The sequence below is a fragment of the Pantoea sp. PGP6 genome, assembly GCF_053474785.1.
The window spans coordinates 142,890-167,567 of sequence record NZ_JBQBMA010000003.1 but is presented as its reverse complement, the minus strand read 5'-3'; the positions used below and the strand labels follow the sequence as shown (position 1 = coordinate 167,567).

Genomic DNA, 24,678 nt, shown 5'->3' with positions numbered 1-24,678 from the left:
CCCCCGTCGGTCTCGCCTGCGGGGGCTTTTTTTTGCTGACATTAGCGCGCTGACAGGTAAAGCCGTGGCTTCATTGCTACGCTTGAGCCGCCCCCCTTGCCACTGAGAGAGCAAAACGGATGGATCTGAAACAGATTGACGCCTCTGCCTGGACCACACTGAGCGATGCTGCCGCTGATCCGCAGGCGGAATTCCGCTACCTGACGCTGTGTACGGTTGATGCCGCCAGTCGGCCACAGGCGCGTACCGTGGTTTTACGTCAGGTTGATAGCCGCCTGCGCACCCTGACCTTTCATACCGATCTCCGCAGTCCGAAGTGGCAGGAGATGAGCGCCAATCCGCAGGTGACGGTGCTGGGATATGCCCTGCAGACCCGGCTGCAGTTGCGCCTGCAGGGAGAGGTCGGACTGTATGCCGGGGAGAGCGATATTGCGGATGCTGCGTGGTCCCGGTCACCGGCGCGGACCCGCAGCACCTACACCGGCGGCCCGCCGGGCGAGGTGTCTGACAGTGATGAGCAGGCTGCAGTACCCCCAGCGGATGACGATGCCGGCAGGCAGCATTTCGGCGTAGTGGTGATGCGGGTCAGTGCGCTGGACTGGTATCAGCTACACCGGGAGAACAATCAGCGGGCGCTGCTGATCTACGCCACTGACGGTGCGTTGGTCAGTGGCCAGCAGATCGCCCCCTGAGCAGACGGCTTTAATCCCGGTCTACACTGACTGAACAGACTTTTTTGAAACGACGAGGTCAGGGTGGGTTTAATCAGCAATCGGGGCCAGTCCCCGTTTATTCAGGGTTTTCAGTTGCAGGATGTCACGCTGGATAACGGCATCACGCTGCGCGTCGCCACTGGCGGCAGCGGGCCGGCGCTGGTGATGCTGCATGGTCATCCGCAGAATCACCTCTGCTGGCATAAGGTGGCACCAGTGCTGGCGCAGCATTATACCGTGGTGCTGCCCGATCTGCGCGGCTATGGCGACAGTGATAAACCGGCCAGCGATGCGCAGCACCGGCCCTATTCAAAACGGGCGATGGCGCAGGATATTGCGCTGCTGATGACTGCGCTTGGCCACCCGCGCTTTGCTTTTGTCGGACACGATCGGGGAGCCAGGGTAGGCCATCGGCTGGCGCTCGATTATCCGGATCGCGTCAGCGCCTGTACCTTTATCGATATTGCACCGACAGCCACCATGTACCAGCAGACAGACAGGGAATTCGCCACCCGCTATTTCTGGTGGTTTTTCCTAATCCAGCCTGAGCCATTACCGGAAACGCTGATCGGGTCAAATACCGAATTCTTCCTGCGTCAGCATATCCGGGCGCAACTTAAAGTCGCTGATGCTACGCCTGAAGCGATTCTGAAAGATTACCTGCGCTGCTATCAGCATCCGGCGATGGTGCACGCGGTGTGTGAGGATTATCGCGCCAGTGCGACGATAGATTTAGAGGATGATGCAGCCAGCGCAGGAGAGCGAATCCGCTGCCCGCTGCTGTTACTGTGGGGAGAGCAGGGCACGGTCGGTCAGCTGTATGATGTGCCGCAAACCTGGGCTGACAAAGCCTCACATATTCGGGGGCGGGCGTTACCGTGCGGCCATTCGCCGCAGGAAGAGGTGCCGTCAGCGTTTCTGGCAGAATTGCAGGCCTTCCTGAACTCCGCCGGAGAAAATCAGGCTGATTAACCTGCAGCCCGGCAGCCAGCACCATCCAGCGTTAAAATGTCATATTCACTGCCAGCCGCCGCGCTGGCGTTTTTTTATCTGCCGCATCGCTTAACGGATTTTAGCGCCACGTTATCCTCATATTTCCATCTTTTTACGCTATTTCCTTTCTTTTAGCTTCGCTTGTGCCAGGCTTTAAATTCTCATGAAGCAGTCACTTATGCTTCATGACAGGAAAAGTCACCATTATTTCTCTGCACGCTTATCCCAGCATAACTTTCTCAGGACTACGGGCAGGTTAACCATGAACGATCGACCGCCTGAAAAACCGGAGGCAGGGGAAAATGACCAGCGACTCAGGCTGGCGGAAGAGCAGCTTGAGGTCTCGAAGCAGCAGGTCAGTGACGGCCATGTTCGGGTTACCCGGCGGGTAACGGAGCATGAAGAAAAAATCGCCCTGTTACTCAGGCAGCAGACAGCCGAAATAGAGCGAGTCCCTAAATCGGAACGGCTGACGTCGATGCCGGAAATCCGCGAAGAAAACGGCGTGATCATCATTCCTGTGGTTGAAGAGGAAGTTGAGATTATCCGCCGGCTGGTGCTGAAAGAGGAACTGCATATCCGCAAGGTGGTTAGCCAGGTTCCGCTGGAACAGGTGGTCACCCTGAAAAAACAGTACGCTCAGATAGACAGACATCAGCAACCAAAACAGTCTGAACCCATCACCGAGGAGAAAACTATGGCGCGTGAAACAATCGTAACGATGTTCAGCAATGTCTCACTGGCAGAAGGCGCAAAGCGCAACCTGATCAAAGCGGGCTTCCTGGACGATGACATTGATATTATTTCCGGAGAGCGCCTGCGTACTGAAGGTCAGGAAGCGCGTCATCCTGGCTTCTGGCAGCGTCTGTTCGGCAATACGCTGGAAGAAGATCAGGCCGAAGTCTATGAAGATGCGATGCGGACTGGCGGCGTGGTGCTGTCGCTGCGTGCAGATGAAGATCAGTTGCCGCGAGCGCTGGGTATTCTTGATGCACATGAAGAACTCACCGAGCGCAGCGCCGCCCTGCCGGAAGATTACGCCGCCGATGATGGCCTGACCACCGCACCGGGTGCCTCGCTGAATCAACCGACGCCGGGCAGCGATCTCACCGGCAATCCGGCCCATAGCGCGACCGTACGTCCTTCGCTGACCGGCGATGAAAGTGAAGAAGACGTGCTGCGTCTGGCCGAAGAGCGACTGGAAGTGGGAAAACGCCTGGTCAGCGAAGGCTCAACCCGGGTACGCCGCTACACGGTCACCGATCAGGTGTCAGAAAATGTGTCGCTGCGTGAGCAGCATGCGGAGATTTTCCGCCGTCCGCTGAGCGAAACCGGCGCGCCGGATCAGGTCGACTGGTCGGAAAAAACCATCGAAGTTGAAGAGACCCATGAACAACCGGTGGTGAATAAAACCGCGCAAATCATTGAAGAAGTGGTGTTGCGTAAAGAGCAAAGCGATCGGGTTGAAACCATCAATGACTCGGTACGTCGCCAGGAAGTGGATATTGACCGTGCCAGCACGGATAACGTGGCCGGCAACCGCACTGCGACCGATCCGCTGCTCGACGCTACGCAGCAGGCCCGCACCGGTCACGACAGTCCGGCTGTATCGCCGGGTGGCCTCTCTGGCCGGGATCCAGCGCATAAAGAGGGCGTAATCGAGAAGGCAGGCGATAAAATTGCCGAAGCCAAAGATAAGGTTGAAGACAAATTCAAAAAGCCATAAGGCTGCGGCTGTATCCGGCTTAGTCCACTGCCCGTATTAGTGAATACGGGCATTTTTTTGCCTTCAGCGCAGCGGGGCGGTTAACCCGCAACGCGTCCAGTTTGTGCATGACGACAAAAATTACCCCGCGATAGCATCTGGCCTCGCGCCCGTTCAGTAAGGCTGGCAGGCTCAATATCGCTATTATGGCTGTTGTATGTTCCGGCAGCCGCTGATCTGATTTCAAACAGTTCTTTGCCGTAAAGAGGGCTTGTCTGTCTGTGCCCACTCTTCCCTTACCAATAAAGCGTTCCGGTGGTGTCTGCAATCTGCAGGTGTGCCAGCTATACATATGCTTTGCATCTGCATATACTTGGCATATGCTTGGGGTGCTTGCTGGTATTGATGCACCCGCTTTGTACAGCATTTACTCTATGGGAGAAAAATCATGCGAACCGTATCAGTATTTAAAAATGGCAATAATCGCGCCATCCGTTTGCCGCGTGATATGGACTTTGAGGGGGTGAGCGAACTGGAGATCATCCGTGAAGGCGACAGCATCATTCTTCGCCCGGTACGTCCAACATGGGGCTCATTTATTCAGGAAGAGAAAGCGGACCCTGACTTTATGACAGAGCGTGAAGACGTTATCAGTGATGAAGGCCGCGTTGACTTATGAGTAAGACTTACATGCTGGACACCTGCATCTGTTCGTTCATTATGCGCGAGCAGCCGGAAGCGGTGATCAGACGTCTGGAGCAGGCGGTGCTGCGTAATCATCGTATCGTGGTATCGGCGATTACCTATGCCGAAATGCGTTTCGGGGCGATCGGGAAAAACGCTTCTCCGCGCCATGGAAAGCTGGTTGATGCCTTCTGCGCCCGCCTTGATGCAATCCTGCCGTGGGATCGGGCAGCGGTGGACGCCACTGCGGAAATTAAAGCGGCACTGGCTTCGGCCGGAACGCCAATCGGCCCTAACGATACCGCCATTGCCGGACACGCGATTGCGACAGGGGCCATTCTGGTGACCAATAATGTCAGGGAGTTTGAGCGGGTACCGGGCCTGGTGTTCGAAGACTGGGTGAAGTAAGCATGGGTTTTCCAGCCCGCTATTTAATCGCTCCGTGGATAAATAGCGGGCTTTATCCGGCTCAGTCTGCTGGCCAACCTGATCAATACAATAATTGGTTTGCTCTTAGCGCAGCGGAGCGTTAACCCGCAACGCGTCCAGTTCGCGCGCATCGTGACTGCAGAAAAAGGTGATCTCGCCGCCACGCTGGCAGGAAAGTTCGCGCAGCCGCTGCTGATTATGCCGGCGTGCCGCGTTATCCATCGCCATCATCCACTGGTAAAAACGCAGCCCCGGCGTGCAGTGGCGCATCGGCTGGCGCATTTCATCGCGATAAAACCAGGCGTCACCGCCGTGCAACAGCCAGCCATCGGGTTGCTGAATCGCTATAGCATTTCCGACTGCGCTTTGGTTCATCATATTCAGCATTATTCCTACAACGTTCGTAATCTCTTACTGAGTAATCAGGCTAATCATGGCGCTGCTACGCATTGAGTTTTTTATCGGCCTTCAGCGGGCCTGGATTACCTGTCTGTCTCAGTCGCTACCGCAAAACGCGTTTAGTACAGCTATCAGCCTGCCCCCTTTTTATTTATTTAAAACAAGTAAGATTTAACATCAAATATACAATTAAACCCCATGAATCACTAAAATAGCAACTTATTGGCGATGTTGTTTATTAAATGGATGGATTTTTAAGGTGAACATAACGATCAGAATAAATAACGGAATGACGATCGCAAATAGACAAAGTGTGAACGGCTATGATTAAAGGGTAATGGCATATCATCTGTGATTATTAATCAGTGAAGGGCTATAGTGGTTAATATGAAGGTTCCTTCGACAATTAGTGAAGGTTAATAATTTCCGGCGAGGGGAACTATTCTTTGTGACGATTTTCAGGAGAGGCCCTGCTGTGCTTCAGAATACCCGGCATAGGAGTAATAACTGATATATATTCAGTCGATGCTCTATGGATTTAATGCTCTTATCAACCATAAGGAAGAGGTAAAGTAAGATGAGTAACAGCAACGACAAGGGTTCGATGACGGTTAGCGGATCTACATCTGATCCTGGCTCACAAAGTCCACGCGGAAATAGTGGTGGTTCTGGTAATACCCATTCTGGTGGAGGGAATACGTCGGGGAATATTAATTCAGCAAGCCTGCGCTCTATCGGAGATAAAATGGCGAGATCATCAGGCCTACAGCCCGTTGAGTTTATATCTTATTTTATCGAAGAGAACATAATGTATGGGCTGAGTAAAGTTGCCATAGTGGAAGTTAACGGAGATATTTCGCCTGCCTGGGTCGAGTTAGGGCCTGTCCCGGCAGACCTGAGAAATACCAGTAATAGTAAAGATATAATAGCGCAAGCTAACAGCAGTATCAGTGACACTTACCAGGCCGATATTTCAGACACACGTATAGCAGTCTTAAAGAAAATTATTGACGATAATGCCAACCTGGCAAACAGCACACAGGCAGGCAGGAGGATTACTGCAGCCCGGAACAAATCCTGGGAAGCAAAAAACGAACTCGGAATTATTCATTTTGTCCGCCAAAAGCGTCATGAAAAAGTGGCCTTAGCTTAGGTATTGCAGATGTTACGGTTCCTGAAAATTGCTATGAAGTCTGGAACAACACCCACACGGCGACGTTAGAAGATTTCAAGTTGAGTTCTGATGAAAAGCTGTTGTATGTGCCTGAATCCTTAAATTCACAGAATAAATATTGAGGTATTAAAATGATTGATTTTGACACGATGGTCAAAAATGAGGATATGGCGGATGTTATTTTGTTTTTGGTTAGTCGTGGAGAAAACGGCATGGCGTATCCATCTATAGATCGTTTTTTTGGCAGGCATAATGCTGCCGAAAAGTATGGGTCGTATAATATTAAATTAATTCATGAGATAAAAAAACTTGAGATAAGTGGGCAAGTTTTCTCTGACCGATCTTATGGTTCTGGATGTCGGAAAGGCCCTGACTGGAAAGCCCCGGCTTTCGTGACCGAGAAAAAATACGGTATCGAGTAAATCATTGCTGCATAAACGCCATCTTTACGGATGGCGTTTTTATCATTACACCAGCCTGCTTTCTCATCACGGATCAGATGGAGAGTTTGCTGGTAATCCTGGTGTCTTGCTTAATCATTGGGAGTATCCACTACTTCGGCAGTTTAATGCTCTTAGCGCAGCGGGGCGTTAACCCGCAACGCGTCCAGTTCGCGCGCATCGTGACTGCAGAAAAAGGTGATCTCGCCACCACGCTGGCAGGAAAGTTCGCGCAGCCGCTGCTGATTATGCCGGCGTGCCGCGTTATCCATCGCCATCATCCACTGGTAAAAACGCAGTCCCGGCGCGCAGTGGCGCATCGGCTGGCGCATTTCATCGCGATAAAACCAGGCGTCACCGCCGTGCAACAGCCAGCCATCGGGTTGCTGAATCGCGATACCGGCATGGCCAGGCGTATGTCCCGCCAGCGGCACCAGCAAAATTTCCGGCGGCAGATCGCGCAATCCGTGCACTGCCTCAAAGCCAAACCACTTTTCCCCCTGCGGCTGATAGGTTTCCCAGTTGCTGATCCCGCCCCACTGGCCGGGACGATAGCGCTCACGCGACAGCCAGCTATGCCGCTGATGAGCAGTATCAACCTCTTGCTGAAGCAGATGAATGCGCGCCTGCGGGAAGTCCGTTAAGCCGCCAGCGTGATCAAAATCGAGATGGGTCAGAATAATGTGGCGCACATCCTCAGCCCTGAAACCCAGCGCGGTAATCTGTGCCAGCGCGGTCAGCTCATCGCGGCGCTGAATGTTATTCATGGCGCGGAAAAAACCGGACAAGCGGCTGCCGGGTGCCCGCATATCCTGACGGCCAAACCCGGTATCGACCAGCACCAGACCTTCGCGGTCGGTCTCAATCAGCAGACAGTGGCACACCAGTTGGGCCGTCAGGCCTTTGCTGAATCCGTCATAGAGCGCGCCGCCCAGCGGGCACATACAGCCACAGTTGAGGTGGTGAATTTTCATCTGGCCTCCATAAGGTCAATACACAAGATACGACGCGGCCCGGCCAGCCTGGCGCGTGGCACGTCTGTCTGGCTTTAGAGTGTAGAAAGGGATGACGCAGTAGGCGGAGCGGTGCAGCGGATAACCGGGCAAAATTGCCGGTTATCCGCCAGAAATCTGTGATTTAGCGGTGGAACAGCGGGAATGCGCCGGTCAGGAGACCGCCAGCTATCAGCACCAGGCTGACCAGAATCCCCCACTTAATCGCAAAGCGCTGGTGATCGCCGATATCAACTTTCGCCAGTCCGACCAGCAGGTAGACCGACGGCACCAGCGGACTGAGCAGGTGGAACGGCTGTCCGACAATCGACGCGCGGGCGATTTCTTCTGCCGAAATGCCGTAACTGGCGGCGGTCTGGGCGATAACCGGCAGGATACCGAAGTAGAACGCGTCATTGGACATGAAGAAGGTGAAGGGCAGGCTGACCAGCGCAGTGAATAGCGCCAGATAAGGCCCGAAGCTGTGCGGGATCACCGCCAGCAGGCTCTTCGCCATCGCATCGACCATGCCGGTGCCGGAGAGAATGCCGGTGAACACGCCAGCGGCAAAAATCAGCGCGGTGACTGCCAGCACGTTACCGGCATGGGCACCAATACGCGCTTTCTGCTCTTCCAGCGACGGATAGTTGAGCATCACCGCAACCGCAAATGCCAGCATGAACAGGATCTGGATCGGCATCAATCCAATCACCAGCAGCACCAGCAGCACGGTGGTCAGGATGAAATTAGGCCAGAACATTTTCGGTCGGCGATTAGCGGCACACTCTTCGGCATCTCCCAGCCCCAGTTCGATATTATTCAGATGGTGATCTTTCAGGGTCATCACGCCTAAACGCTTACGTTCACGCAGGCCAAACAGCACCGCCATCGCCACCAGACTCATGCAGGCCATCAACATCGCGGGCAGCATCGGAATGAAGATATCGAGCGCATCAATGCGCAGTGCGGCTGCGGCGCGCGCCGTCGGTCCGCCCCACGGCGAAAGGTTCATAATACCGCTGGCCAGGTTGACCAGGCAGGTCATCGCCAGCACGTTCATGCCAAGCCGCTGATAGAGCGGTAAGAAGGCGGCGATAGCGATCATGTAGGTGGTGGAGCTGTCGCCATCCAGTGAGACCAGTAAGGTCAGCACCGCGGTACCGACCAGCACCTTGAGCGGATCGCCGCGCACGATTTTCAGGATAAAGCGTACCAGCGGATCGAACAGGCCGGCATCAATCATCAGCCCGAAATAGAGAATAGAGAAAGTGAGCATCACGCCGGTCGGGGCCAGCGTTTTGACACCGTCCAGCATCATGGTGCCCAGGCCCTGATAAAAGCCGCCAATCAGCGCAAACAGGGTCGGGATCAGGATCAGCGCAATCAAGGCTGACATGCGTTTGGTCATGATCAGATACATGAAGCAAACAACCATCGAAAATCCCAGTATGGTCAGCAAATTAATGGCCCTCGTCATGGCTAAAAAGTAATAGAAAAGTTACGTAGTGCGATAAAAACTCACGTTATACTTAGCGCATTAATGGTTAACCTGTTGTTTTAATTAACCATGCACCTAAAGATGATAATAATTAGTTATCAGGATTTAGCATTTATTTAACAAAAAAGAGTGATCCCGATCGTTATTAAACGGTTGTTAAACGAGATTGTGTGATTGCGATCAACTGAGGCGCACGATTTACCGGCTTTTCAGGGCCAGAGAAGGCGCAAAGCAACGGGTGAGTGTCTGGATGACGGGAGAGGGAACGGCAGCATAGCTGAGCCGGAAAGCTCAGCTATCAGGTGGAGAGTAACGACGTTAACTGCCTAACAATTGCATGATCAATTCAGGCGACTTATTCGCCATTTTCATGACCGCATTCTGGCCCTGCTGAAGGATCTGACTGCGCGCCAGCTGGCTGGCTTCCTCTGCATAGTCAGCATCCTGAATCCGGCTGCGGGCCGTCGAGGTATCCACGCTCTGCTGAGACAGCACCGTGCGGTTGGACTCATAGCGATTTATTTTCGCGCCATAGGTCGACTGATAGCGGCTGACTTTGTCCAGTGCGCTATCCAGCGCGTGCATGGTGCTGCTGATATCACCCGGTGTCAGCAGAGTAGTGTTATTCAGCCCGAGCGCTTTGGTATCCGACGGCGTAGCCGGAATATGATCAGACTGTATCGGCTGACCGAAGTCGGCGCTGATGATCACTTCTAATGGCTCGCTCTGATGCGGCGGCGTAACCGGACTCGCTTTTGGCTCAGGCAGATTTCCCCAGGTCAGGTTACTGGTGAATGAACCATTGCCGACCACCACCACAATCAGATCTTCGCTGACGGTATCCAGCGTAATGCGCTCCAGCCGGGTGCCGGTATTGGTGCCGTTGTTGAAATCGCCGCTGGCGACATCTTCATAGCGATCGCCGTCACCACTGTAGGTGATATTCATCCCGTTATAGTTGCCACTGTTACTGCCAGCCAGCGACCAGCTGGCTCCGCCTTCCAGCAGCTGCGAACCGTCATAGGCCGCGCCGCTGGCGAAGCCGTTGTTACTGGTCAGCAGGCGAGACTGCGCGGTGGCGTCATCGGTGATGCCTTTACTCATCCAGGTATAATCGGGCGCGCTGCCGTCAATCGGGGTGCCGGCCAGATGCTTACCGTCGCGGGTAAACAGCTGCAGATCATCATCCTGACCCAGTGAGTCAATGGAGATGGTGATGGCGGTCGAGCCGGCCGGGATATAGGCCAGCGGGATCACCCCGGAAGTAAACGAATAGCTCTTTCCCGCAACCGGGAATTTAGTGTTGATCGGCTGGACGTTGCCGAGCAGCGCTGGCGGCAGGTCCGGATCGTTAGTGGCTAACGGGTATTTACCGAAAATCTCCGTCTGGTCGGCAATCTCGTTAATGCCGGCCAGAATCTGCTGGTATTCGCCGTTGACGCTCTGGCGGTCGGCATCCGACAGCGTACCGGTCGCGGCCTGGATAGAGAGCGTTTTAGCCCGAATCAACAGGTCCGCTATGCTGCCCAGGCCACCGCCTGCCGTCTGGGCATAGCTAATGGCATCGTTCAGGCCGCGGGCGACCACACTATCGGCGCCAATGTTGGCCGTCATGCGGTTGGCAATCGCCTGGCCCGCTGCATCGTCTTTGGCACTGTTTATCCGCATCCCTGATGATAACCGTTCAATCGTTCTTCCCAGAACTGACTCAGTGCTGTACCGCATATTGTTCGTAAATGCGGCGGTTTCGTTATGGTTGATCGTTAACATAGTCGCTTCGAACAGGGAGTAGGGTCTGTGTTTTATCGGCATGACGATTAGCAGCTTTAACCTGCGAAGACGCATATTGTGGCTGTTATAGCGGTCGTACGGGCAAGTGGCTGAAGGCAGTGGGCTTTTTTGATAAAAAAATTTAACGATTCAGCAAGGGGAAAGCCTGCTACGCGCGGGCGCAGCAGGGGAGGGCGATGCGGCAATCAGTTAAACACCATGCCGCCGTCAATCAGTAACGCCTGTCCGGTCATGTAATCGGAGTCGGGACCGGCGAGGTAGGCGACACAGGCCGCCACATCTTCCGGCTCGGAGAGGCGTCCAAGGGTGATGCGTTTGGCAAACTCACGGGTGCCATAACCGGCGGGCTGACCGGCCGCATCGGAGATCTGCCGGTCAATCTCATCCCACATCGGTGTTCTGACAATGCCAGGGCAGTAGGCGTTAACCGTGATGCCTGACGGAGCCAGGTCTCGGGCCGCTGTCTGGGTCAGGCCCCGTACCGCGAACTTACTGGAGCTGTAAACGGCCAGTTCCGGGTTACCGACATGACCAGCCTGTGAACAGGCGTTGATGATTTTACCGCCGTGTCCTTCCGCGGCGAACGCCTTGATGGCGGCCTGCATGCCCCAGATCACCCCTTTCACGTTGACGTTGTAGACTTTATCCACCACCTCTTCGGTGATCCCGGCGATCGGTGTGGAGGGCGCGATGCCGGCATTATTGACGATGACATCGAAGCCGCCCAGCGCCTGACGAGCCTCCTCAACCGCATGCATCACCTGATCACGCTGGGAGACATCAACTTTCAGCGCCACCGCTTTACCGCCACTCTGAATGATCTTTTCTGCCACCTGGTGGGCAGTGTCAGGATTGAAATCGGCCACGGCCACGGCAAAACCGTCCCGGGCCAGCCGCAGGGCGATAGCTTCACCAATTCCCTGTCCTGCACCGGTAACAAACGCTACGTTGGTTTTCATCATCATATCCTTTCAGGTTGAAATTAAAGAAGCTGGCTCAGATGCAGCTGGCCCATCAGCAGAGGGTTGTCGGCATAATCGACCGGTACCGCCACCACGGCAGGGCCCTGAACATCCATCGCCTTACGCAGGGTCGGTTCAAGTTCTGCCGCACTGTTGACTGCAAAACCGGCGGCACCAAACGCTTCGGCGTAGACTTTGAAATCGATCGGGCCAAAATTCACCCCAGAGACGCGCTGGTATTTTTTCTGTTCCTGCATCGCCACCATGTTGTAGGCGTTGTCGACCCAGACAATGTGCAGAATATTGGCTTGCAGCCGTACCGCGGTTTCCAGCTCCATGCTGGACTGCAGGAAACCGCCGTCGCCCGATACCGACACCACTTTGCGCTGCGGGTCGACCAGCCAGGCACCAATCGCCCACGGCAGCGCCACGCCCATGGTCTGCTGACCGTTGGAGATCATGATCTGGCGGGCGCGGAAGCTGTAGAGATAGCGGGCGATCCAGATGTGGAAGCTGCCCATATCGACGGTCAGGCTGACGTCACTGTTAATGATGTCCTGCATGGCGCGCACGATGCGTAACGGGTGCAGAGCAAACTGATTAAGGCTGGCACCCTGCATCGCCAGTAATTTGCGCTGATGTTGCCGATCTTCCAGCACGCTGGCCGCTTCCGGGCTGAGCTGAAGCGGTGCCGTAATCCGGCTTGCCAGTTTGCGCAATGTGGCAGCGATATCCCCGACCAGCTCGGCGTCCGGCAGATAGCGGTTGTCGGTTTCGGCGGGCATCACGTCAATATGGATCAGGGTGGCGTTGCCGGTGTTCCACATTGCCGGTTCATATTCCACCGGGCTGTAACCGATGGTGATAATCAGATCGGCCTGTTGCAGCAGCCGGTCGCCCGCCTGGTTGTTGAACAATCCGACGCGTCCGGCAAAGCGGGAGAAATGTTCCTGTCTGACCGCGCCTGCCGCCTGATAGGTGCTGGTGACCGGAATATGGCTGCTGTTTAGCAGATGGTGAATCGCCTCGCTGTTTTCTGGCTGGCTCGCCATCAGGCCCAGCAGGATCACCGGGTTTTTCGCCGCGGCAATGGCCTGGCCGACGGTGTCGATCATCGCATCAGGCGCTGCGCCGAGCACCGGGCGGCCTTTGCTGCTGAGCGCCTTACCGGTGACCGGCTGATCAACGATATCCTGTGGCAGGCTGATGAACGCACCGCCGCCGCGGCCATGTTCGGCGTGGCGAAACGCATTCGACAGACATTCAGACAGCGCGGCCGGGTCGGTTACCTCAACCGCATATTTGGTGACCGGACGAAACATCGAAACGGTGTCCATGCTCTGGTGCACCTGCTTGGCGCTGTCAGAACGCTTCACGGCACCGCCAATCGCCACCACCGGATCGCCTTCGCTGGTGGCGGTTGCCATGCCGGTGATCAGGTTAGAACAGCCGGGACCGGAGGTGACCAGCGCGACGCCAGCGTTGCCGGTCAGCCGGCCCACCGCTGCCGCCATAAAGGCCGCATTGGCTTCATGGCGCACCGGGATGGTCTGAATCGAGGAATCCAGCAGCGAGTCGAAAACTTTATCGATTTTTGCGCCGGGAATACCGAACACGTGGCTCACGCCCTGTGCTTCAAGTTGCGCCACCACCAGGTCGGCACCGCAGGTCCAGAGTGTGTTATCGGTTGGGTTTTTCATCTTCATTCCTCTGTTTAGCTTTCAACTGCACGAATGGCGGCGTCAAGATTGGCGGGATTCAGGTTGGCATTAAGAAAATCGCTGTCCTGCGGCAAATCAACCACCAGCTTGCTGATGGCGCCAAAGGTCAGGGTGCCTTTTTCCAGCGCATAATCGAGAATGTGGCCGCCGCCTTCGCGATCGTCAGTAATGAAATGTTCGTGATAGCCCGCTACGTTGATGCCCTGCATATACTGCGGCGTGCGGAAGCCAATCAGCTCGCCGCCGCGCTGGCTGAAGGTAAAGGTCGGCTGATTGCCAAGCACTTCCGGCATCGAACGGTAAGGGCGGCACTGGCAGGGCACGGTGCGGGTCTCGACGCGGCTAAAGCGTCCGCTGATCCGCAATGCGCAGAACTGGTTATCAGAAGTGATTTCGCTGTCGATCACCCGGTGAATCTCTTCACGTGAGACCGGCCGTTCAAATTCGTACAGATGCTGCGGTTTGAAAAAAGTCATTACCGCAAACGGGGTTTTTTGTTCCGGATCGGCAGGGTGCGCCGTGCCGTCTGAATGCAGCTGATAAACCTGGCTGTCAAAGGCGATCAGTTCGCCATCCAGCCGGTTAAAGGTGCCCAGACCGAAATCCCCCTTGCGCAGCAGATCGGCAATCCGGGTGCTGCCATCGTAAACGCCGCTCAGCAGGGCGCTCATCAGTGAGGTCTGATAGATAACGCTTTCTGGTGCATCCTGTGCCAGTTTTCGCACGGTATGCTTTAGTTGATCCTCACAGGAACAATCAGTTACATAATTGCTCATTTGGTGCCTCATCAGTTAACCGTTAAGCCGTGTTAACCTAAGGTTGAACCGATTCAGTCGGTGGGTCCAATAGCAAAACCTGTTAACTTTGAGACGTTTTTGATATGGAACTTCGCCATCTGCGTTATTTCGTCGCCGTCGCCCAGACGCTTCACTTCACCCGGGCTGCTGAAATGCTCGGGATATCACAGCCGCCGCTGAGTCAGCAGATCCTGCGGCTGGAGCAGGAGATCGGGACGCCGCTGCTGAAGCGGCTGACGCGCGGCGTTGAGCTTACCGAAGCGGGTGAGGCTTTCCTCGAAGAGGCACAGCAGATTGTCCAGCTGGCCGATCATGCGCTGGAAAATGCGCGAGGCATTGCCCGGGGGATCAGTGGACAGATGTCGCTGGGGTTTGCCAGTTCGGTGGCGTTTAATCCCCGCATATTTGCGCTGATCCGTCAGTTCACCGCGCGCTATCCGGCAATGGAGCTGCTGACGCGTGAAGAGAACATGGCGCTGCTGATGCAGGATTTACAGGAAGGCTTGCTGGATGCGGCGTTTATCCGCCTGCCGTGCGAGAGCAGCAAGGCGTTTAACCTGCGGGTGATTTCCACCGAGAAAATGCTGATCGCGCTGCCGCGCCAGCACCCACTCAGTCAGGCTCCGGCGGTGGCGCTGTCGGCACTGGCACAAGAAACGCTGGTGATCTTCCCGCGCGAGGTGGCACCCAGCCTGTATGAACTGATCGTCAGCGCCTGCCTGCGGGCCGGCTTTTCGCGCCAGGCTTTTCAGCAGGCACCGCAGATAACCTCTTCACTGGGAATGGTCGGTGCCGGATGCGGCATCGCGCTGGTGCCGGAGTCGATGCGCTGCGTTGATAATCCCCAAATCTGCTTCTGCGAAATCGAAAATAACACCTTATTCACCGACGTGGCATTCGCCTGGCGGCGCTACCATCCGTCAAAAGCGGTGCTGCATTTGCTGTCGATGCTGGCGGAAAAACTACCGGCCTGAGGCGAAGCGGCGTTGATAAGCGCAGGCTATTGAACTGAACACAATAACCGACTGGCTACGCGGGTCCGGGTTGCGAATAATCGAGCCATGACTACATACCGCGTAAGAGTCGGGTTTCACAACCCGTCAGCCCTGACATTCAGGCAACTGGATGAGATTCTGGAGCCGCAGCGATTCTGGAGAACAGCGTCCGCCAGCGGCAGGTTCCGCTATTTTATGGAGTATGAGTATCAATCTGACATCCGCGATCTCTGTTCAGTCTGCTCACTAGCCTACAGCCAGGCCTGTAAGGTCCGGAAGTGCCCGCTGATTCTGGTTGAAGTGATGAAGTAAGCCTGCTGGCCGATCCCGCCGTCGCGTGGCGGGATCGGCGTTCCTGACTGAATCAGCCCGGTTTTCTGTTCATTAACAGGCTCAGCGCGGCGGGCAGCACCGTCAGCGTGACCAGCGTGCCGCTTACCAGTCCGCCAATAATCGCGAACGCCATCGGTCCCCAGAAAACCTGATGCGAAATGGGGATCATGCCAAGGATCGCGGCACAGGCGGTCAGCAGAATTGGCCGGACGCGATGGTGTGCCGCCTGCCGGATCGCCTCATCAGCCGCCAGTCCGGCGCGGGTATTGGCGTCCACTTCACTGATCATGATCACCGCATTGCGGATGATAATACCGGCCAGCGCGATAATCCCGAGCAGGGCCACAAACCCCAGCGGGGTAGCCGCCGGCAACATGGCTAACACGATGCCCGGCAGGCCAAACGGTGCCATGCAGAGTGCCAGCAGCATGCTGGAAAAGCGCTGAAGCTGGATCATCAGCAGCACCAGCATGGCGCAGATCGTCACCGGCAGCAGCGCGAACACCGAACCGTTACCTTTGTCCGATTCCGCCACCACGCCACCTTCCTCAATACCGTATCCGGCGGGCAGGGTGGCACGCAGCGCGTCGATCTGTGGTGCGAGTTGCGCTGACACCGTTTCAGCGCGCTGGCCCGGAGCGATATCGGTCTGCACGGTAATGTAAGCCAGCCGCTGGCGTCGCCAGATCACCGGATCGTCGACGCCCCACTGCAGAGTTGCCACCTGACTCAGCGGAATTTTCTGCCCGCTGGCGGTGGTGAGCATCAGACCGGCCAGCACCGCCGTATCCTGCCGACCGGCATCATTGCCGCGCAGCACTACATCGATTAACCGGTTGCGGTCGCGCAGCGTGGTGACCACGCTGCCGGACATCACGGTATTCAGCGTGCGGGCAATGCTGTCGGATGAGACCCCGACCGCGCGGGCCGCGGTCTGATTGACCGCCAGGGTGATCGCCCGTTCCGGTTCGCCGGCGGTGAGATTGACCTCACGGGTGAGCGGCGAGCGGGCAATCACGGCCGCCAGCTGATCAGCAGCCTGACGCACCCGGGCATTATCCGTACCGGTAATGCGGTATTTGAGCGGCCAGCCGACCGGCGGACCAAGTTCGAGCGGCGAGACCCGGGTGGTGATGTCGCCGAAGCTGTTTGCCAGTCGTCTTTCGAGCCGCCTGCGCAGCCGATCGCGTGCCGCCAGATCTTTCGCCACCACCACCAGCTGGGCGGTATTTTCATTATCCAGCAGCACATCCATCGGCAGATAAAAGCGCACCGCACCGGATCCGATGTAGCTGGTAAAATTGGCGACGTCAGGGTCGTTATGGAGGCTCTGTTCCAGCCGTTCAGTGCGGCGCGCGGTTTCGGCCTGGGCGGCATTGGCGGGTAGCGTCAGGCTGACCAGCAGTTCGGGGCGATCGGAGGAGGGGAAAAATTCACCCTGCATAAACGTGGTGGCGTAAAGGCTGACGGCTAATACCGCCAGCGCTGCGCCGAGGGTAATGAACCGTCGCTGCAGGATCGCCGCCAGCAGCCGGTGGTAGGCACGCATCAGGATACCCGGCGGCCGGTGTGCCTTGATGCTGCCCACTGACAGCAGCCAGCTACCGGTCAGCGGTGAAAACAGAATGGCGACCACCCACGAGCAGAGCAGGGCCAGGGCGATCACCACAAACAGCGAGTAGCAATATTCGCCTGCGCTGGAGGCGGCGAATCCGACCGGAATGAAGCCGGCTATCATCACCAGCGTACCGGTCAGCATCGGGAAGGCGGTGGTTTTAAATGCATAGGTGGCGGCCTGCCATTTGCTGTCGCCCGCTTCCAGCCGCGCGACCATCGCTTCCACGGTAATCATGGCGTCATCCACCAGCAGTCCCAGCGCGATGATCAGCGCACCGAGCGAAATGCGTTGCAGCCCGATCCCTGCCAGCAGCATGCCGGTGAAAGTCATCGCCAGCACCAGCGGGATCGCTGCGGCCACCACCAGACCGGCCCGCAGCCCCAGTGACACAAACGAGACGGCCAGCACAATCACAATCGCCTCACCCAGCACCCGGACAAAGCCGCTGACCGCCGTTTTGACCACCGCAGACTGATCGGCCACCCGGGTCAGGGTAATGCCGTGCGGTAGCTGACTGGCTAATCGGGTCATCCGCCGATCCAGCTGCTGGCCAAAGTCGAGCATATTGCCGGTCGCGGCCATGGAAATAGCCAGTCCGATGGCCGGTACGCCGTTAACCCGAAATTCTGGCGCTGGCGGCTCGGCGGATTGCAGGCTGATGGTCGCCAGATCGGTCAGCGGAATAAAACGCTGGCCGATATGCAGCGTCACCGCCTGCAGGCTGGCGACCGAGGTCAGAGTCCCGCTCACCCGCAGCGCGATGTTTTCGCGATCGGTACGCAGGCTGCCGGCAGGCACTACGTCATTTTGCGACCTGAGCGCATCGCTGACCTGTTGTAAATCCAGCCCCATCCCATCCAGCCGGCGCGGAGAAAAGGCAATCACCACCTGCTGCTCCTGTACTCCGAGTAAGCGGGTTTTGCCGATGTCCGGCAGATCGGCCAGACTGCGCCGCAGATTATCGACCCGATCGCGCAGCTCCCGCGAGGTGAAGCCTTCGGCGGTAAAACCATAAATGGTGCCGAAGGTGTCATCAAATTCATCGTTGACGGCAGGCCCCTGTACGCCCTGCGGCAGCGAAGGCGCGATATCCTGCATTTTTTTACGCAGCTGATACCAGATGCCTGCTACCGCGGCAGGTGAGGTGTCATCGCGCAGATTGACATAAATCACCGTCTGCCCGGCCCGGGTTTCGCTCTCAACCGCGTCCAGTGACGGGATCTCCTGCACCTTTTTTTCCAGCACGTCGGTGACCAGCTGCACGGTAGTGTCCACGTCCGCGCCCGGCCATTGGGCGGAGATCACCGCCGTTTTGATGGTAAATGCCGGATCTTCGTTACGCGACAGGTGCTCATAGCTCAGAACGCCTGCCGCCATCACCAGCAGCATGAAAAAGATCACCAGCTGCTGATGTGCCAGCGCCCAGCCTGACAGGTTAAAGCCGGATGAAGAGGCGTGCGCTTTCATGGCTGCTCCTGCTGTAACGCGACCTGTTCGCCCGGCTGCAGCGTACTGACGCCGGCGGTCACTACCTGCTCACCCGGCACGATCCCGCCGCTGATGAAAATCTGATCCGCCGTGAAGCGGGCCAGTACCACCGGACGCAGCTGCAACCGCCGGGTCGGGCGATCCACCACCAGCAGCGCCGGCTTTTCACCGGCGCGGGTCAGGGCGCTGGCGGGTAAGGCGATCACCGGCGGCTGACCATCGGGCAGGTTGACCATCACCGTGGCACCCAGCGCCATCGCGGGCGGTGGGTCAGTCAGGTTGAGCCGCAGTCGCCAGGTCCGGGTCTGCGGATCGGCCTGCGGACTGATGTCACGCACCCGGCCGCTGACCTGCACCTGCGGGTCGGCAAGCAGCGTCACCTTCAGCGGCGTGGCGTCGTCAGGCCGCAGCAGACCCGGCTCTGACAGATCAAACACCGCATCGCGGGCGTCGCCCGCCGCCAGCGTCATCACGCTTTGCCCGGCGCTGACGACCTGACCTGGCTGAACGTTGACGGCCGTGATCCGGCCAGCGGCTGGTGCCCTGAGCTGGGTCCAGCTGAGCTGATCTCCGGCATTTTTCAGCGCTGCTTCACTGCTGAGGCGACGGGATTGGGCGCTCTGAAAGTCCGCCTGCGCGCTGTCCAGCTGGCTGCGGGCGATAGCACCGCCTGGCATCAGCAACCGCATCCGGTGCAGATTGAGGGCGGCAACACGTTCGGCGGCGCGGGCGCTGTCCAGATCGGCCCGGGCGCTGCTCAACTGGTTTTGCGCCGGGTTGTCCTCAAGCATGGCCAGCGGCTGACCGGCTGTGACGGTGTCACCCAATTCGACCGTCCGGCGGATAACGCGGCCGTCGAGCCGGAAGGCCAGCGCCACCTCCTGATGGGCGTGGATCTCACCGGTCAGGGAGGCAGAGGCATCATTGCTGAAGGGCGGCGCAACCACGGTGTTAACCGGCCGCAGCGGGGCAGCGGGCGGGGCGGAATTATCATCACGGCAGCCGGTGATGATCAGTACGCCCAGCAACACCAACACTATCGGGGCAAAGATGTGAACATTGAGCAGATGACGCCACAGCTGTCGGGCAGCATCCGGAAGTAAGTCTGTCATAACCGGGTTCCTGTAATGAGTTGTGCTCATTGAACCCGGCTTGTGTCCAGAATCCTTCGATGATCCGTCAAGAAACGGTCAAGTTGCGCCGATTCAGCTCACCGGCAGGGTCATACCGATTAACAGACCGCCTCCGGCGGGCAGGCTGGCGTGGAGGGTACCGCCGTGCGCGTCGACTATCGCTTTGGCGATCGATAAGCCGAGGCCGCTGCCGCCGGAGTGGCGGGCACGTGACGAATCTGCCCGGGTAAAGCGATCAAACAGCGTCGGCAGGAAATTAAGATCCACTGCCTGGCCGTAATCGCGGAAGGTCAGAACCGTGGCGCGATCGCTCTGGCTGGCGTGGATCTCCAGCCGTCCGCCCTCCGCGCCGTAGCGCAGGGCGTTTTCGCAGATGATGGTCACCACCTGACCCAGACGAAACGGATCGGCAGTCAGGTAAAGATCCTGCGCCGGCGTCACGCTGATGGCGACACCCGCTTCCCGCGCCTGTGGCATCAGCCAGCCGGTCCGCTCCCGCAGCAGTTCACTGAGATTAAAGCGATCGCGGTTCAGGGTCAGCTGGCCGGCATCCGCCAGTGACAACAGATGCAGCTCATCGGTCAGACGACTGAGCTGCGTCAGCTGTTTCATGATCATCGCCAGCTGCTGCGGCTCAGGCTGGAACACGCCGTCGAGAATCCCCTGTAACCGGCCGATAGCGGCCGTCAGCGGCGATCGCAGTTCGTGCGCCATCGCAACGTGCGAGGCACGCAGTTCGCGCTCGTAGCGCGCCAGCTGTTGCGTCATCTGGTTGAAGTCTTCGGTGAAGCGCACCAGCTCCTGCGGTGCCTCTTTCACCAGCGCTGCCGATCGACCAAATTCCCCTTTTGAGACTGCACGCGCCGCCGTTGCCAGCTGGCTGAACTGCGCAGACAGAGGACGGGCGAAACGCAGCGCCATCAGCACCATAAACGGGATCGTCACCACCACCAGCACGATCACCGTAAGCCAGTCTGACGAAGCCAGCGACGGATCAGAAAAGTTGATGCCCCACCACTGATCGATAATTTGATGGAAGCGGGCCGGATCGCTGGCGGGATGTTGCCGCAGCTGGGTGAACTCCTCCAGCACCGCGGGCGGCATACGGTAATAAACCCAGAATGCCTGTACAGCGAATCGCAGCCACATGCAGATGGCGATCAGCACAACGCTGCCTATCGCCAGAAACAGCACCCGCAGGCAAATCCAGCGCCAGAGTGAAGGATGAGAAGTGTTTTTCATGGTTGTCTGAACCGGTAGCCCACGCTGCGTACCGCCGGTAACACGTCGGTAATACCCGCCACTTCCAGCTTGCGTCGCAGGTTATAGACGTGGGTATCCACCACCCGCTCCAGCGCATCGCTTTCCGGCAGGCAGTGCTCCAGCAGGAACAGGCGGGTAAACGGGCGGGTTGGCGCACGCATCATTGTTACCAGCAGAGAAAACTCGGTTGGGGTCAGATCGAGGCGGCGGGGTTCGGCACCGTCATGCTTTACCACGGCGATCAGCGCCAGCGGATCGACCTCTAACCCGGCCCAGCGTAAGGTTTCCGGCTGCGGTGTTGGGTTCTGACTGCGGCGTAATACCGCCTGAACCCGTGCCACCACTTCGCCTGGGTTGTAGGGCTTAACGACGTAGTCGTCCGCGCCATAGCGCAGCGCACCGATGCGGTCCGGTGCATCGCCCATCGCGGTGACCATAATCACCGGCGTGTCGTCGCGCCGCCGCAGCGCCGCCAGCACTTCGGTGCCGTTCATGCCGGGCAGCATGATATCCAGCAGGATCAGATCGGGCTGCCAGCGTCGGGCCGCATCCAGACCGCTCAGGCCATCTCCGGCAATCGTAACGTCATAATTTTCACGTTTCAGATAGGCCTCAAGCACGCCGGCCGCATCCGCATCATCTTCAATAATCAGTATACGTTTTGACTGCATTTTCGCACCACCTTGACTGTTTCTTCATAAATCCCTGGCCGTTCATTGATACGTGCCTCGCATACTCCGGCCAGAAACGCGGCACTGACCCCCTCAGTTCCGCAACGTGATGTGATGATGAGGAAAGGTGATGATAACCGGAAAAATAAAGCTTCACATGGTCTGTTTTTCGCTGAGCATAAGCGCAGCGGCAGCCATGGCCGATCAGGGTACAACGCCCGCGCCCAGCCTGACGCTGGGCATCGCGGGTATCAATGCGCCGCGCTACAGCGGGGCGGATAAACGCCACTGGCAGTTAATGCCGCTGATTCAGGCGCGTGACGGCGCCTTCTTTCTCGATACGCAAAAGGGTGTCGGTTATGACCTGCAGGCGGATAACGGTCTCTATCTTGAACATACGCTGGGTTACGGGCTGGGGCGGGCTGATAGCCACTCTTCGTGGCGTGACGGCGATGATCGACTCAAAGGCATGGGCAAGATTGACGCCACGGTTAATACGTCCCTGGCGGTGGGCTGGTCGATCACATCCTGGCTGACGGTAGAAGGCAAGGCGACCCTGCCATTGAGCGACAGTCAGGGCGTGCAGTATCGCCCCTCTGTCACCCTTATTCCCTGGCAGACCGACAGCGACACGGTCGCCCTGCAGGCAGCAGGCCTGTTCGGCGATGGGCGTTACCTCAATACCTTTTATGGCGTTAACAGCCAGCAAAGTGCGCGCAGCGGTTTTGCACGCTATAACGCGGCCGGTGGATTTTACGGCACTGACACTAGCCTGACCTGGAGCCATCAGTTCACGCCGGCGTGGGCCGCCAGCGTGATCGGTGATTACACCTGGCTGGATAAACACGCCTCGGATAGCCCGATCGTTGCACGGCGCAACGGGGTCTCCGCCACCCTTGCACTGAGTTACACCTTCTGATGACGACATGGCGGGGAGGATGAGATGCGCAGCCATCGAACGCTGCTTGCCGCACTGCTGCTGTTGTATCTGCTGGTGTTTGGGCTGCTCGGACTGGCGATCAGCCTGTTTGATGCGCCGCGGGGATAATGCCCGATGAACAGATGGCGAAGCCTGCGGTGACGGGCGGCGTGCGCAGAGGGGCTGCGCCACGCCGCCAGTTTATAACGGTGTTTACCCGGCAGCACATCGGGCTGCCCGCTATCAGGCGCGCGGTTGCCGCTGATACAGATGAATAATCTCTTCAGACAGTTCGCGCGCCAGCATCGACGTCATTAAGTGATCCTGGGCGTGGACCATAATTAAGGTCATCGGCTGGCGGCCTTCACCGGCATCCTGTTCAATCAGCCGGGTTTGCATTTTATGCGCCTGGCGGGTGAAGGTATCGGCCTGCTGCAACAGTTCCCGCGCCTGCTCGATCTCCCCCTGACGCGCCGCCTGCAATGCTTCAAAGCAGAGACTGCGCGACTGGCCGGCATTAACAATAATCTCCATTACCGCCTCTTCCTGATCGATCATGATAAATTCTCCGGGTGGTTAAAACCGTTACGGGCCGAGGTCGCCGCAAACCATTCACCGCTTTTTTTCACCGTGCGCTGCTGAGTGGTGATATCCAGCTGAACAAAGCCATAACGGTTCTTATAGCCGTTACACCATGACCAGTTATCGATAAAGGTCCACATGTGATAACCGAGACACTGGCTGCCTTCGGCAATCGCCCGGTGAACCCATTTAAGGTGTTCGGCGACAAAGTCGATGCGGTATTGATCGTTGATCTGTCCGTCCTCAACAAAACGCTGTTCATTCTCTACGCCCATGCCGTTTTCTGAGATAAAGCAGCGTGGATTACCGTAATTCAGCCGCAGGTTGGTGAGAATGTCATAGATGCCGGGCTCATAGATTTCCCAGCCGCGGTAAGGGTTCATTTTCCGCCCTGGCATCTCATAGCTGTCAAAGAACCATTCCGGCATAAACGGCGCAGCGGGATTGATTGCGCTGTCGCGGCATTTTACCCGACGGGGCTGATAATAATTGACCCCGAGCAGGTCGATGACGCCGTCGGCGATCAGCGCCTGATCCTCCGGCTGGGTTGGCGGTAGCTGGTCATACTGCCTGAGCAGCGCCACCAGATCCGCCGGAAATTCGCCGCGCAACACCGGGTCGAGAAAGCTGCGGTTAAACAGCAGATCGGCGTGATGCGCCGCAGTCAGATCGGCCGGGTTCTGCGAACGTGGATAAGAGGGCGTCAGATTAAGCACAATGCCGATTTCACCGGCAAACCGGCCGTCCCGGAAGGCGCGGACCGCCGAAGCATGGGCCAGTACGGTGTGATAAACCACCGTTGCCGCCCGGCGGAAATCGACTACGTTGGGATAATGGAAGTCATACAGGTATCCGCCCTCAACCGGCACAATCGGCTCATTAAAGGTAAACCAGTGCTGCACCCGATCGCCGAACAGCTCAAAACAGAGGCGGGCGTAGCGACTGAACGCTGCAACGACCTGACGATTCTCCCATCCGCCCAGCTGCTGCATCGCCATCGGCATATCAAAATGAAACAGGGTGATGAACGGCGTGACGCCCTGTGCCAGCAGTTCGTCAATCACATTGTTATAGAACGCCACCGCCTGCGGATTGACGTCGCCATTGCCGTCCGGGATCAGTCGCGACCAGCTGATTGAGGTGCGAAAACTGTTGTGATTCAGCTGCTTCAGCAAGGCGATATCTTCACGCCAGTGCTGATAAAAGGTCGAGGTGTCAGCCGGGCCAATCTGCTGATGGAAACGCGATGGCTGTTGCGTATACCAGTGATCCCAGATGGTGGCGCTTTTGCCGCCGGTTAAGCTATCGCCTTCAGTTTGCAGGGCGGAACTGGCGCTGCCCCACCAGAAGTTATCGGGAAACGTGTAGTGCATGGTGC

Annotated in this window: 23 protein-coding genes; 10 read left to right on the top strand and 13 right to left on the bottom strand. The window is 57.4% G+C overall.

Annotated features, from left to right (window positions below; translation table 11 throughout):
- Positions 1-119 precede the first annotated feature (119 nt).
- The 5 genes from ACLIBF_RS23195 to ACLIBF_RS23175 all read left to right on the top strand — a co-directional run bounded on the left by ACLIBF_RS23195 (position 120) and on the right by ACLIBF_RS23175 (position 4,503).
- A complete protein-coding gene (locus tag ACLIBF_RS23195) occupies positions 120-692 on the top strand; it encodes a pyridoxamine 5'-phosphate oxidase family protein (protein ID WP_279810247.1) in 573 nt (190 codons plus the stop codon).
- Positions 693-755: 63 nt separating this feature from the next.
- Complete coding sequence (locus ACLIBF_RS23190; protein ID WP_279810248.1) at positions 756-1,685, top strand: alpha/beta fold hydrolase; 930 nt, start codon at positions 756-758, stop codon at positions 1,683-1,685.
- A gap of 283 nt (positions 1,686-1,968) precedes the next feature.
- A complete protein-coding gene (locus ACLIBF_RS23185) occupies positions 1,969-3,432 on the top strand; it encodes a YsnF/AvaK domain-containing protein (RefSeq protein ID WP_448310782.1) in 1,464 nt (487 codons plus the stop codon).
- Between the two features lie 427 nt (positions 3,433-3,859).
- Positions 3,860-4,090 carry a type II toxin-antitoxin system VapB family antitoxin gene (gene vapB, locus ACLIBF_RS23180; protein WP_031378187.1) on the top strand — a complete coding sequence of 77 codons (231 nt, stop codon included), beginning with the start codon at positions 3,860-3,862 and terminating at the stop codon, positions 4,088-4,090.
- Positions 4,087-4,503 (top strand): type II toxin-antitoxin system VapC family toxin, encoded by a 417-nt coding sequence (locus tag ACLIBF_RS23175; protein ID WP_031378188.1) that lies wholly within the window; start codon positions 4,087-4,089, stop codon positions 4,501-4,503. The genes vapB and ACLIBF_RS23175 overlap by 4 nt, the downstream gene beginning before the upstream one ends.
- Before the next feature lie 105 nt (positions 4,504-4,608).
- Here ACLIBF_RS23175 and ACLIBF_RS23170 read toward each other — a convergent pair whose 3' ends face one another.
- Positions 4,609-4,902, bottom strand: coding sequence for a hypothetical protein (locus ACLIBF_RS23170; RefSeq protein WP_279810250.1), 294 nt, complete (start codon positions 4,900-4,902; stop codon positions 4,609-4,611).
- A 598-nt stretch (positions 4,903-5,500) separates the two neighbouring features.
- Between ACLIBF_RS23170 and ACLIBF_RS23165 the strand changes: the two genes are divergently transcribed.
- Both ACLIBF_RS23165 and ACLIBF_RS23160 read left to right on the top strand, forming a co-directional pair.
- The gene (locus ACLIBF_RS23165) at positions 5,501-6,076 is read left to right on the top strand and encodes a hypothetical protein (RefSeq protein WP_448310781.1); all 576 of its coding nucleotides are present in this window, start codon (positions 5,501-5,503) and stop codon (positions 6,074-6,076) included.
- Positions 6,077-6,228: 152 nt separating this feature from the next.
- On the top strand, positions 6,229-6,519 hold the full coding sequence (locus ACLIBF_RS23160; protein ID WP_031378219.1) for a hypothetical protein: 291 nt from the start codon (positions 6,229-6,231) through the stop codon (positions 6,517-6,519).
- Between the two features lie 152 nt (positions 6,520-6,671).
- On the opposite strand, the gene ACLIBF_RS23155 is transcribed toward ACLIBF_RS23160, so the two are convergent.
- The 6 genes from ACLIBF_RS23155 to budA form a co-directional block, all read right to left on the bottom strand.
- The gene (locus ACLIBF_RS23155; RefSeq protein WP_279810252.1) at positions 6,672-7,511 is read right to left on the bottom strand and encodes an MBL fold metallo-hydrolase; all 840 of its coding nucleotides are present in this window, start codon (positions 7,509-7,511) and stop codon (positions 6,672-6,674) included.
- A gap of 163 nt (positions 7,512-7,674) precedes the next feature.
- The gene (locus ACLIBF_RS23150) at positions 7,675-8,988 is read right to left on the bottom strand and encodes a CitMHS family transporter (protein ID WP_279810253.1); all 1,314 of its coding nucleotides are present in this window, start codon (positions 8,986-8,988) and stop codon (positions 7,675-7,677) included.
- Between the two features lie 357 nt (positions 8,989-9,345).
- Positions 9,346-10,797 (bottom strand): flagellin N-terminal helical domain-containing protein, encoded by a 1,452-nt coding sequence (locus ACLIBF_RS23145; protein WP_448310780.1) that lies wholly within the window; start codon positions 10,795-10,797, stop codon positions 9,346-9,348.
- A 206-nt stretch (positions 10,798-11,003) separates the two neighbouring features.
- Positions 11,004-11,777 (bottom strand): (S)-acetoin forming diacetyl reductase, encoded by a 774-nt coding sequence (locus tag ACLIBF_RS23140; protein WP_031378216.1) that lies wholly within the window; start codon positions 11,775-11,777, stop codon positions 11,004-11,006.
- Positions 11,778-11,800: 23 nt separating this feature from the next.
- Positions 11,801-13,480 carry an acetolactate synthase AlsS gene (alsS, locus tag ACLIBF_RS23135; protein WP_046289440.1) on the bottom strand — a complete coding sequence of 560 codons (1,680 nt, stop codon included), beginning with the start codon at positions 13,478-13,480 and terminating at the stop codon, positions 11,801-11,803.
- 14 nt (positions 13,481-13,494) lie between these two features.
- The gene (budA, locus tag ACLIBF_RS23130; RefSeq protein WP_031378215.1) at positions 13,495-14,277 is read right to left on the bottom strand and encodes an acetolactate decarboxylase; all 783 of its coding nucleotides are present in this window, start codon (positions 14,275-14,277) and stop codon (positions 13,495-13,497) included.
- A 104-nt stretch (positions 14,278-14,381) separates the two neighbouring features.
- On the opposite strand from budA, the gene ACLIBF_RS23125 reads away from it, so the two are divergent.
- Together ACLIBF_RS23125 and ACLIBF_RS23120 are read left to right on the top strand one after the other, a co-directional pair.
- Positions 14,382-15,272, top strand: coding sequence for a LysR family transcriptional regulator (locus ACLIBF_RS23125; RefSeq protein ID WP_279810256.1), 891 nt, complete (start codon positions 14,382-14,384; stop codon positions 15,270-15,272).
- Positions 15,273-15,359: 87 nt separating this feature from the next.
- The gene (locus ACLIBF_RS23120; RefSeq protein ID WP_031378213.1) at positions 15,360-15,605 is read left to right on the top strand and encodes a hypothetical protein; all 246 of its coding nucleotides are present in this window, start codon (positions 15,360-15,362) and stop codon (positions 15,603-15,605) included.
- Between the two features lie 52 nt (positions 15,606-15,657).
- On the opposite strand, the gene ACLIBF_RS23115 is transcribed toward ACLIBF_RS23120, so the two are convergent.
- The 4 genes from ACLIBF_RS23115 to ACLIBF_RS23100 all read right to left on the bottom strand — a co-directional run bounded on the left by ACLIBF_RS23115 (position 15,658) and on the right by ACLIBF_RS23100 (position 21,799).
- On the bottom strand, positions 15,658-18,711 hold the full coding sequence (locus tag ACLIBF_RS23115) for an efflux RND transporter permease subunit (RefSeq protein WP_279810257.1): 3,054 nt from the start codon (positions 18,709-18,711) through the stop codon (positions 15,658-15,660).
- Complete coding sequence (locus ACLIBF_RS23110) at positions 18,708-19,844, bottom strand: efflux RND transporter periplasmic adaptor subunit (RefSeq protein WP_279810258.1); 1,137 nt, start codon at positions 19,842-19,844, stop codon at positions 18,708-18,710. Before ACLIBF_RS23110 ends, ACLIBF_RS23115 begins: the two co-directional genes overlap by 4 nt.
- A gap of 93 nt (positions 19,845-19,937) precedes the next feature.
- A complete protein-coding gene (locus ACLIBF_RS23105) occupies positions 19,938-21,107 on the bottom strand; it encodes a sensor histidine kinase (protein WP_031378228.1) in 1,170 nt (389 codons plus the stop codon).
- Positions 21,104-21,799 carry a response regulator gene (locus ACLIBF_RS23100; protein WP_448310779.1) on the bottom strand — a complete coding sequence of 232 codons (696 nt, stop codon included), beginning with the start codon at positions 21,797-21,799 and terminating at the stop codon, positions 21,104-21,106. The genes ACLIBF_RS23105 and ACLIBF_RS23100 overlap by 4 nt, the downstream gene beginning before the upstream one ends.
- Before the next feature lie 130 nt (positions 21,800-21,929).
- Between ACLIBF_RS23100 and ACLIBF_RS23095 the strand changes: the two genes are divergently transcribed.
- Positions 21,930-22,718, top strand: coding sequence for a MipA/OmpV family protein (locus tag ACLIBF_RS23095; RefSeq protein WP_046289443.1), 789 nt, complete (start codon positions 21,930-21,932; stop codon positions 22,716-22,718).
- A gap of 243 nt (positions 22,719-22,961) precedes the next feature.
- On the opposite strand, the gene ACLIBF_RS23090 is transcribed toward ACLIBF_RS23095, so the two are convergent.
- Together ACLIBF_RS23090 and ACLIBF_RS23085 are read right to left on the bottom strand one after the other, a co-directional pair.
- Positions 22,962-23,276 carry a PTS lactose/cellobiose transporter subunit IIA gene (locus ACLIBF_RS23090; protein WP_031378229.1) on the bottom strand — a complete coding sequence of 105 codons (315 nt, stop codon included), beginning with the start codon at positions 23,274-23,276 and terminating at the stop codon, positions 22,962-22,964.
- Positions 23,273-24,673 (bottom strand): glycoside hydrolase family 1 protein, encoded by a 1,401-nt coding sequence (locus ACLIBF_RS23085; protein ID WP_448310777.1) that lies wholly within the window; start codon positions 24,671-24,673, stop codon positions 23,273-23,275. Before ACLIBF_RS23085 ends, ACLIBF_RS23090 begins: the two co-directional genes overlap by 4 nt.
- Between the last annotated feature and the right edge of the window lie 5 nt (positions 24,674-24,678).